The 1185-nt window shown below is 44.9% G+C and carries 2 protein-coding genes; both read left to right on the top strand.

The window, feature by feature from the left end; all coding sequences use genetic code 11:
* Positions 1-278, top strand: a 278-nt coding sequence (locus A3762_RS24725) for a glycine betaine ABC transporter substrate-binding protein (protein ID WP_304439331.1), incomplete at its 5' end; no start/stop codon positions are given.
* A 58-nt stretch (positions 279-336) separates the two neighbouring features.
* Positions 337-1185: proline/glycine betaine ABC transporter permease (locus A3762_RS24720; RefSeq protein WP_068758102.1), on the top strand; the 849-nt coding region annotated here is incomplete at its 3' end.

Raw genomic sequence — 1185 nt, 5'->3', positions numbered from 1 at the left:
AATGTGCAGAACCAAAACCGACGATGTACCCACCTGCAGCTGTTCAATCTGTCACGACATCAGGTTTCGCTGAACGCGCTCCAGAAGCTTTTGAGTATGTTGCAAAGCGTGCGTTTACCAACGCAAAAATGAACAAGCTATTGGCTTGGATGGAAGACAATCAAGCCGACGGTGCAACAGCCGCAGAGCACTTCCTTATTTCTGACACGGCAACATGGACTGCATGGGTTGCGCCAGAAATCGCTGAGAAAGTAAAAGCGACACTGATTAATAAGTAAGTACCCCGAAGCCGCTTTTAATAGCGGCTTTTTTATTTCCCTTTATTTCGAGGTTTATATGTCTTTTTGGACGGAGTTTCCTGAACTGAGCCGTGAAACGATGGTTGAGTTGAGGAAATCCCTCGATCAAGGTTATCGAAGTTTTTCACGTGAATATGGTGAGAGTATCGAGGCCTTTTTCGAACCCCTTCTTCAGTTTCTAATTTGGTTTGAGAAATTATTGTTAGCAACCCCATGGCCGATTGTGATTGCGGTAATTGTTGCTATTTGTCATTTAGCTGCACGCTCGTGGAAATTGTCACTTGCTGTTGCACTTGCACTATACGGGATCGGCTTGTTTGGTATGTGGGAAGACACCATGAGTACCTTAAGCATTATCACCGTCAGTACTTTGTTATCGATCATTATTGGTATTCCTATTGGTATCGCGATGGCGCGTTCTGATCGTATTCAATCGGTTTTCACACCGATACTTGATGTCATGCAAACAATGCCGGCATTCGTGTACTTGATCCCAGTGGTGATGTTACTCGGCATCGGTAAAATCCCCGGAATGATCGCCGTTATTATTTATGCCATTCCTCCTGTTATTCGCTTAACAAACTTGGGTATTCGTCTCGTAGATAAAGAAGTATTAGAAGCAGCAGACGCCTTTGGCACGACCTCGTATCAAAAGCTATTTCAGGTTCAGCTTCCTCTAGCGATGCCAAATATCATGGCCGGAGTAAATCAAACTATTATGATGGCGCTGGCAATGGTCGTGATAGCATCAATGATTGGTGTTGCAGGCTTAGGGCAGCAGGTCTTGCGTTCGATTAACAACCAGTTCTTTGCTTTGGGCTTATTTAACGGTATCGCGATCGTGGTGCTGGCAATCATCTTTGATCGGGTATCTCAAGCGTATGCG

This window comes from Oleiphilus sp. HI0125, from assembly GCF_001635355.1.
This window is presented reverse-complemented; position numbering and strand designations above follow the sequence as displayed.